The sequence below is a fragment of the Limnothrix redekei LRLZ20PSL1 genome (genome assembly GCF_043235035.1).
Classification (GTDB): domain Bacteria; phylum Cyanobacteriota; class Cyanobacteriia; order CACIAM-69d; family CACIAM-69d; genus CACIAM-69d.
In genome coordinates this window covers 19,769-27,654 of record NZ_JAZAQF010000069.1, presented here as the reverse complement: position 1 = coordinate 27,654, position 7,886 = coordinate 19,769, and the positions used below count along the sequence as shown (strand labels likewise).

Sequence of the window (7,886 nt, the reverse complement as noted above, 5' to 3'; positions counted from 1 at the left end):
GAACGTGGCCAGCGGTCAGGAGATCGCCACCCTGCAAGGGCATAGCGGCTGGGTTTTGAGCGTGAGTTGGAGTCCCGACGGCAAAACCCTCGCCACCGGCAGCTTTGACAAGACCGTGAAATTATGGAACGTGGCCAGCGGTCAGGAGATCGCCACCCTGCAAGGGCATAGCGGTGGGGTTAGTAGCGTGAGTTGGAGTCCCGACGGCAAAACCCTCGCCACCGACAGCTATGACAACACCGTGAAACTCTGGCCCATGACGATCGATGGGCTGCTCGACAAAGCCTGCGCCTACCTCAAACCCTACCTGACCAATCCCGACCACCCAGAACGCAACAGCCCCAAAGTCTGCGACTATCCGTCACTAATTCACTGACAATTGCTGCAATTCACTAGCAAATGCACCAATCAGGAAACTTCCTGCTTCATCGCGGCGAAGTCGGCTTCATCCGCTCCACAGACTGACACGACCGGACTGGCCGCCTTTTGCAGATTGATCGCGGCATTCAAATCGCGATCAATCTGCAATCCACAGTGCTCACAATCAAACACCCGCTCTGACAGCGATAGGGTTTCTTTTTTTGTGCCACAACGGGAACAAGTCTTGCTAGATGGAAACCAGCGGTCTACGATCACCAGTTCAGAGCCATACAACTTCGTCTTGTAATCCAGTTGCCGCCGAAACTCGTAGAACCCCATATCCTGAATCGCCTTGGCTAGCTTGCCGTTCGCCATCATTCCAGACACATTCAGATCCTCAATGACTACCGTGCCGTGGTTCTTGGCGAGGTAGGTCGTGAGCTTATGGAGCGTGTCTTTACGGATGTTGGCAATCCGCTGATGCAACCGGGCGATCCTCAATTGAGCCTTTTTCCAATTAGCAGATCCTCTTTGCTTATGGCGATTTAGCCATTGCAAGCGAGAGAGCCGGAACTCCAGTTGTCTGTAGGCTTTAGCGCCTTCAAACACTTCTCCAGTGCTGAGAGTCGCTAAGGATTTGACACCCAAATCAACCCCAACAATTTCAACTGCCTTGGGTGTGATGACGGGTTCTATCTCGATCCGAAATGAGATAAACCAATCATTCGCTTGGCGGCTGATAGTGACTGATTTGGGCTGGGTGTTTTGAGGTAGTGCTTCATAGGTCTTCAGGATGCCAATCTTAGGAACCTGAATTTTATTCAAACCCTTAATATGAATAGCTCCATCCAGTTCAAAGGAGTCATGACGACCCTTTTTCTTGAATTTAGGAGCGCCTGAAGTCTTTTTGAAGCATCGATCCCAAGCCACCCGTAAATGGCGTAAAGCATTCTGGGGTGAGCTTTTAGAGACTTCGTAGTACCAAGGGTGTTCAGACTTGACCAAGGCTACCAACCACTTGTGCAAATCAATTCCAGATGGAAACTTGATCTTTTCCTCGGGATGTAATTGGTTATGGTCAAGGATGTTCTTAGTTAGTCCCAAACCCCAATTCCAAGCATGACGTGCGACACCGGCATGGCGAGCTAATACGGTGCGTTGTTGGTTGTTGAGCTTGAGTTGAGTTTTGAATCCGAGTAGCATCTGTTCATTGTATGACAGCCTTTAGGATGGATTCGCATTTTTCAGAGAATGTGAGCCAATGACAGGAAATCCATCACTGTTGATTAACCCCTATCACCCTGACAAGATGACCAATGCGCCATCGCTAGCCCGATCCCAAAACTCCCAGTCGTCAATCATGCGATCGAGCCTGATTCCACCCGACCTATTCGATGTTGTCGAAATTCTGCTTGACCTGCCCGATCTAGGATTAAAGGCAGGCGATCGCGGATCAATTATTGAAAAATACGACGATCAGATTTTCCCCTCCACCTACGAAATTGAATTTACAAATCCTGACGGCGAAACCATCACCCTAAAACGCTTATCGCCCCAGCAATTCATCGTCATTTGGCGCAATGCCACCCAAACCTGGGTCTCCCTGAGCGATCGCATTGCCGCCCTCATCCAAGTTTTGCCCGAAGATCGTCAAGAACAGGTTTTGGGGTTTACCCGCTCCCTTCTATCAACCACCCCCATTAGTCGATCGTCTGAACCATGATGGAAACTGTCTCAAACCTTGCCAAAACTCAACCTTCAGCACTTCCTCAAATCATTCCCACCGAAACCCTAAAACGCCTCTTAAAAACCTTTAAAGAACAGAAGGGCGAACACTTTCACCTGACAGCCTTAGGGTATTTTGGTTCCTATGCTCGTGGTGAGGCTTGCCCCGATAGCGATGTTGATATTGTCTTCCAAACAGACTACCCCAACCTCCTCGCCACCGTCGCCTTACAACTCGAACTCACAGAACTCTTGAACCGCCCCGTTGATATTCTGCGCTACCGACCAAGCCTCAGTCCGCGCCTAAAGGCTCGCATCGACCAAGAAGCGGTTTATGTCTAAATACAAGGATTGATCAATGATCGAACGCAGAATCTTATTAGAACGACTAGAGGAGATTTTGGAGGCACTAGAACGAATTCCCGATCGCTTGCAAGATATTTCAAAACCCGAAGACTTTTTGGCAACCAAGGCTGGACGCAGCAATTTAGATGCTATTTGCATGGTGCTGCTTGCGGTTGGAGAAGCATTCAAAGCTATTGACAAAAGAACAGAAGGAGCATTTCTCATTCAATATCCCGAAATCCCCTGGAAAAAGATTTTTGGACTCAGAAACTTGCTAGCCCACACTTATTTTGATGTTGACGAAGCTCAGATTTTTAACACCTGCCACCATGACATTCCAGAACTAGTGACCACGGTGCAAAAAATGATCCAAGACTCCCAAGACCAAGACTGAGCTTGATTCTAGCCGCCGCTAGACTTTGGTTTTTTAGCATAAGCCCGCCGGAAGCGAATCGCGCCGACATCCAAGACAGTGCTACCTGGGTACAAAACTTGTGAATCGAACAATTGGGCACTCACGATGACTCAATCAATCCTTGTTGACACAGAAGACGGCGGGCCCGTCAGTGAGATGCCCACCCAACTGATCAGCGGCAACACTTCCCCAACCGCAGCCCCAATTCCCGTAGCCCTAGCCCCACTGCTCAGAACGCTCAAAAGCCAATTGCAAACCCTCTGGGGCGATCGCCTGGTTCACCTGATTCTCTTTGGCTCCCAAGCGAGAGGCGATGCCCGTCCAGACTCCGACATTGATGTGGCGATCGTCCTGAAAGACTTTCGGGATCTAGGGGCAGAACTGCAACTGGTGGGTCAACCAATCTGCGATCTTTGCTTGCAATATGATGTAGTAATTGCCCCTATTTTTCTAGATGAATCCTTCTTTTTAAACAACAACGGAATGCTCATGCGCAATATCCGCCAAGAAGGATTAAAACTCCATTCGGCATCAAGCTGACTATGCCCCGGTGAGTAACCTCTCTCCTGAGCTAACGCGATCGCTGCTCCAACAGGCCCAAGAGTTCATCGAGACTGGCGATCGCCTGCTGTGAACTGGCTGTTACCCCCTAAACCTCAATCACCAGAAAGCGTTAGCTCAGGCGAGAGCGCCACATTCAACCCATGTTTGGGATGGGCGATCGTATGATCAGCACGAAATCTTGATCCAGTGGGCTAGCCGCTGGGCCTTGTCGATCGCCCCCCAAGAGGTGGAAATGACGGGATCGGGGCGATAGTTACTGGGCACACGGATGCGCACCCAGACTTGCGATCGATGCCCCGGTTTTGAGTCGATCGGGGAATTCGTGACCGGAGAATTGGTGTGGATGGGGTCAGTCATCGGATTGCCTCCCGTCCAAAATCGGGATTGTGGGAATGGGGCGGGGCGATCGCGCTGGAGCCGTTGAGATCCATGGGCGATCGCCCCCCAAAACCTATTGCTTGGTTTGGATCTTGTCGAAAATGGCTCCATCGGCAAAGAACTGCTTTTGGATGGCATCCCAGCCACCCAGTTCCTTAACCGTAAAGAGTTTGGTCACCTTGCCAAAACGATCGCTAAACTGCGCTTCAATGGCTGGGTCGATCGGACGGAACCCTGCTTCCGCAAAGGCTTTTTGGGCTTCGGGGGTGTAAAGGAACTTCACGAAGGCTTCCGCCACCTCCCGAGTGCCCCGTTTATCCACCACCTGATCCACCACGGCCACGGGGCTATCGATCGAAATATTCGTCGCCGGAACCACGTAATCGACCTTTTGGCCCTTGGCTTGGGCCAACAGCAGTTCGTTTTCGTAGTTAATCAGCACATCGCCTTGGTTTTGCTTCAAAAACACGTCCGTGGCTTCTCGCGCATCCCGAGGCAAAATCGGCACATTGGCATACACCGACTTCACGAAGGATTCCGCCTTCTCCGGCGTGCCGCCCGTTTGGGTCACCGCGCCCCACAGCACCAGGAAGTTCCAACGGGCCCCGCCCGAGGTTTTGGGGTTGGCGGTAATCACCTTCAAACCCGGCTTGGCCAAGTCGGGCCAATCTTTCACGCCCTTGGGGTTGCCCGGCCGGGTCACCAGGGCCACCACGGACTTGTGCACGATCGCGTCGTTCGGTGCTTCCTGTTGCCAACCGGGTTCAATTAACTTGGCCTTTTCAATTTTTTCCACATCCTGCCCCAACGCCAGGGCCACCACATCCGCTTCCAAACCATCGATTACGGCACGGGTTTGGGAACCAGAACCGCCATAGCTTTGGTTAATTTTGACCGTTTGGCCCCGTTCTTTTTGCCACTTTTCGACAAAGAGCGGAATGATTTTTTCATAGGCCGATCGGGTCACGGCATAGGACACCAAGGTAATTTCGACCGGTTCGTTATTGGCAGCCGATGCGTTGGCCGCTGGTGTGCCCGTCGCGGGCGAGCTACCGGCAGCCGGGGAGCCGTTGGCGTTGGGATTGTTGGAGCCAGTGCAGGCGGAAATCATCCCACTCGCGAGCAAACCCATGCCCAAGCAGGCAAGCAGGCGGCGGCGGCTGGGGCGATTTAAGCGAAAAGGCACAGTCACGATGCAAAACTCCTTGCAATTAACCCTGTTTAAGCGTGGGTCGCAGGGTGGGGTAAAAAAATCGGGGGTGGGGTGATTGTACGCCCCGAATTGAATTTCCAGTAAATCAGTCGGTTTACCGGAGATTAAATCGCCTCTGAGAATAACCCATGTCGATCCAAAAGTCCAGATACCCGATCGAGTTACCGGTGTTTTGATTACAAGAGGCTTGGTCAGGGCGGCCAAGCCAGTAAAACTCGCCCCTAAAACCAGCGATAGCGCATCAGAATACTGAAACCGATGGCCACGGTGATCGCCCCCAGGAGCACTGATCGCAAGGGATGGGCATCGGGTGAAACCAGGCTGGTGGTGCTGGTAAGCCGACCCTGCACAAGATTCAGGCTTTCCACGTCGATCCAAGGAATGCCGCCCCGCCGCAGCCAACCGGTGACCATCACGGGGCTGCCGATCGGAAGTTCTTGGCGACTTTGACGGATCAAGGTTCCCAGCCAACCCCAACGACTGGCCAGGTGCAAGGGCAAGAGGCCGCTGGGGGTTTGTAGCCACAGATCTTGCCACAGTCCATTGGCCCAGCCCGATCGCCCCAGGAGTCGTCCTGATACTTTCACCATCACCGCATCGATCGGGAGGGCGTTGGGTTCGGCCAAGGCGCTGGCCAAGGGCGGCCCATCCGCATTAAAGATCAGGGGTAAGCGGCCGCGAATTTCTGGAAAGAAGGCATTCAGCCGCAGGAAAATCCCTAGTCCGCAACCCATCCAGGCCAGGCCCCACAGTAGGGAGCGATCGGCCCACATCCAGCCGATCGGGTGGTTCAACAGCCGCCCCAATCCCCCGATCACCCACAGCAGCAGCGCCACCCCCACGCCGGCCACCATGCCCACCCAAGGCCCGGACTGTAGCCACAGGGTTTGAGGGGTGGTGGGTCGCAGGGGGCGGGCCCGGGGCAAGGGCGGCAGATAGCGTTTTTGTTGGTCTTGGGCCGCTCGATCGCTGGCTTCAAATTCCGGTTCCAATCGCCAGCGCACGGCTAATTCCGCCAGGGTGGCCATTCGCTGGCCCGTGAGTGGATGGGTGTGATTGAGCTGGAGCCAAGTGCGATAGGGATTGCGTCGGCCCCAGGCCCACAGGGGTTCGGGGGGCGCGATCGGGTGGAAGCTGCCTTCAATGGCGGCGCAGGTGGGACTGAAGGGCAACAACAGCTCGATCGCCACCAACCAAGGGGATAGGGCCTGGTTCGCGATCGCCTGTTCCGCCACTGCCGCACTGCACTTAACCAGGGCCCGCGCCAGGGCATTGGGATCCCCCGTTTCGGCGGCCCCGAGCCGATCGGCTTCGGCCTGGCGCGATCGACTCCAACCAAACAGGGCCCAACGCTCCACCCGATACAGCCCATAGGCCAGGGCCGACAAACCCACTGCCCCCAGCTTGGCGGGCCAAAGCTGCCAGGTTTCCGCCAATTGCGCCGCCCATTGATGCAAACCATAGGGCAGCAGCAACACCACCGTGGCCCAACTGGCGATCGCGCTGTCGCCGCGATCAATTTGGCTATATTGAGCGGCCACCAAAGTTGCCAGTTCTCCATCACTCAGACCATCGATCGCCCCTTGACTAATGGCTAGGCGGGCCTGGGCCGGCAACCAACCATAGACCACCACCACCGGCAGATCCGTGGTTAGCAACCGGAGATAAGGAACCGGGCGATTGCGCGATCGCACCAGTCGCTGCAACAGGCGCGCCGTTTCCGGCCGCTGGGCAGACAGTTCTGAGAACTTGCGCGCTTGGCTGCCCCAACGGTGCATCACCTCATCCAACAGCCAGGGCAACCCCAAAAACAGTAGCCCCAAGGCGATCCAAGCCGAAACCGAGGGATCATCGGTGATGTAGGGCGTGGCCTCTCCCCAAATCGGCAACCAAGGCAACAAAACCGACAGCCAATCCAGCAGTTTGTTATAGGTGGCGGTTCCCAACAGGGCACACTGTTGCACAATCCAGGCCAAAAGCACGATCGCGATCGCCTGGCTCACCAACCGCTGTCCCCAAGGCCTTGGGGTCAAAGCAGTGCGGCGATCGGCTCGGCCCCCGTTGCGCCATTGAACGCTGTAGGGTTCGGGGGTTTGGGCATCCGTCGCCGCCGGAGGCTGTGCTTCCGGTGCAGTCGTCTCCACCGTTGTCACCACCGCCATCACGGCCGGCGGGCGATCGGGATTGGGAGACCAGGGTGGGGAACCGGCTACGGCACTTGGGGGACGATCCGATTTCAATGGGGATGTTGGTGCGGTTGTAGGGGCGATCGCTGGATTCGCTCCCGGGTCAGCGCTCGAAGATCCCGGCGTTGCAGATCCCGGCGTTGCAGATCCCGGCGTTGCAGATCCCGGCGAGGATCCCAAAGCCGAAGATCCTGAGGCTGGAGACCCCAAGGCTGGCGATCCGGGATGAGGATTCAACGCCACCCGCACCACCTGGGTTCGCTTCCCGATCGCCTGGGGATCCGTTAGGGGCACAAATCCCGCATTTCCCGCTTCCAGGGGCACAAATCCCGGATCCTCGGCGGCTTTGGGTTTTGGGGTGGGCGGCGGTGGGGGCGGCGGCTTCAGTTGCGATCGCGCTTGGGTTGCCCATTGGCGCACCTGGGGGTTGGGATGGTTCAGCAGCGATTCACAAAGGGCGATCGCCTTAGCCCATTGCCCCATAGCTCGATAAGCCCCCACCAGAGCCGCCTGGGCCCGAGCCTGCTCTGCCCCCGTCAAGGTGGCGCTGGCCGTTTCCAATGGGGCGATCGCCGCCGCCGGTTGACCCTGCTTCAGGGCCGCCAAACCCGCTTGGAGCTGCGATCGTGCCCCCTCTGCCCCCAACTCCGTCATAGTTTCAACCCAAAACTAGCCAACCCAAGACGCAGCATTCGACGGT

Annotated in this window: 9 protein-coding genes; 5 read left to right on the top strand and 4 right to left on the bottom strand. The window is 55.7% G+C overall.

Annotated elements, in window-relative coordinates; genetic code table 11:
* Positions 1-376: WD40 repeat domain-containing protein (locus VPK24_RS11350; RefSeq protein ID WP_393013334.1), on the top strand; the 376-nt coding region annotated here is incomplete at its 5' end.
* A 32-nt stretch (positions 377-408) separates the two neighbouring features.
* On the opposite strand, the gene VPK24_RS11345 is transcribed toward VPK24_RS11350, so the two are convergent.
* Positions 409-1,563, bottom strand: a complete 1,155-nt coding sequence (locus tag VPK24_RS11345; protein ID WP_393013331.1) for an RNA-guided endonuclease InsQ/TnpB family protein — start codon at positions 1,561-1,563, stop codon at positions 409-411.
* Positions 1,564-1,732: 169 nt separating this feature from the next.
* Here VPK24_RS11345 and VPK24_RS11340 point away from each other — a divergent pair, with 169 nt between their 5' ends.
* The 4 genes from VPK24_RS11340 (at position 1,733) to VPK24_RS11325 (ending at position 3,385) form a co-directional block, all read left to right on the top strand.
* A complete protein-coding gene (locus VPK24_RS11340) occupies positions 1,733-2,083 on the top strand; it encodes a DUF4926 domain-containing protein (protein ID WP_393013678.1) in 351 nt (116 codons plus the stop codon).
* The gene (locus tag VPK24_RS11335) at positions 2,080-2,427 is read left to right on the top strand and encodes a nucleotidyltransferase family protein (protein WP_393013328.1); all 348 of its coding nucleotides are present in this window, start codon (positions 2,080-2,082) and stop codon (positions 2,425-2,427) included. Before VPK24_RS11340 ends, VPK24_RS11335 begins: the two co-directional genes overlap by 4 nt.
* A 16-nt stretch (positions 2,428-2,443) precedes the next feature.
* Positions 2,444-2,824: a HepT-like ribonuclease domain-containing protein gene (locus tag VPK24_RS11330; RefSeq protein ID WP_393013325.1), complete on the top strand. Its 381-nt coding sequence runs from the start codon at positions 2,444-2,446 to the stop codon at positions 2,822-2,824.
* 126 nt (positions 2,825-2,950) lie between these two features.
* Positions 2,951-3,385, top strand: coding sequence for a nucleotidyltransferase domain-containing protein (locus tag VPK24_RS11325; protein ID WP_393013322.1), 435 nt, complete (start codon positions 2,951-2,953; stop codon positions 3,383-3,385).
* Positions 3,386-3,574: 189 nt separating this feature from the next.
* On the opposite strand, the gene VPK24_RS11320 is transcribed toward VPK24_RS11325, so the two are convergent.
* From VPK24_RS11320 to VPK24_RS11310, 3 genes are all read right to left on the bottom strand, one after another.
* On the bottom strand, positions 3,575-3,766 hold the full coding sequence (locus VPK24_RS11320; protein WP_393013319.1) for a hypothetical protein: 192 nt from the start codon (positions 3,764-3,766) through the stop codon (positions 3,575-3,577).
* A 94-nt stretch (positions 3,767-3,860) separates the two neighbouring features.
* The gene (locus tag VPK24_RS11315) at positions 3,861-4,919 is read right to left on the bottom strand and encodes a sulfate ABC transporter substrate-binding protein (protein WP_393013677.1); all 1,059 of its coding nucleotides are present in this window, start codon (positions 4,917-4,919) and stop codon (positions 3,861-3,863) included.
* A gap of 302 nt (positions 4,920-5,221) precedes the next feature.
* Positions 5,222-7,840 carry a M48 family metalloprotease gene (locus VPK24_RS11310; protein ID WP_393013316.1) on the bottom strand — a complete coding sequence of 873 codons (2,619 nt, stop codon included), beginning with the start codon at positions 7,838-7,840 and terminating at the stop codon, positions 5,222-5,224.
* Positions 7,841-7,886: the final 46 nt, after the last annotated feature.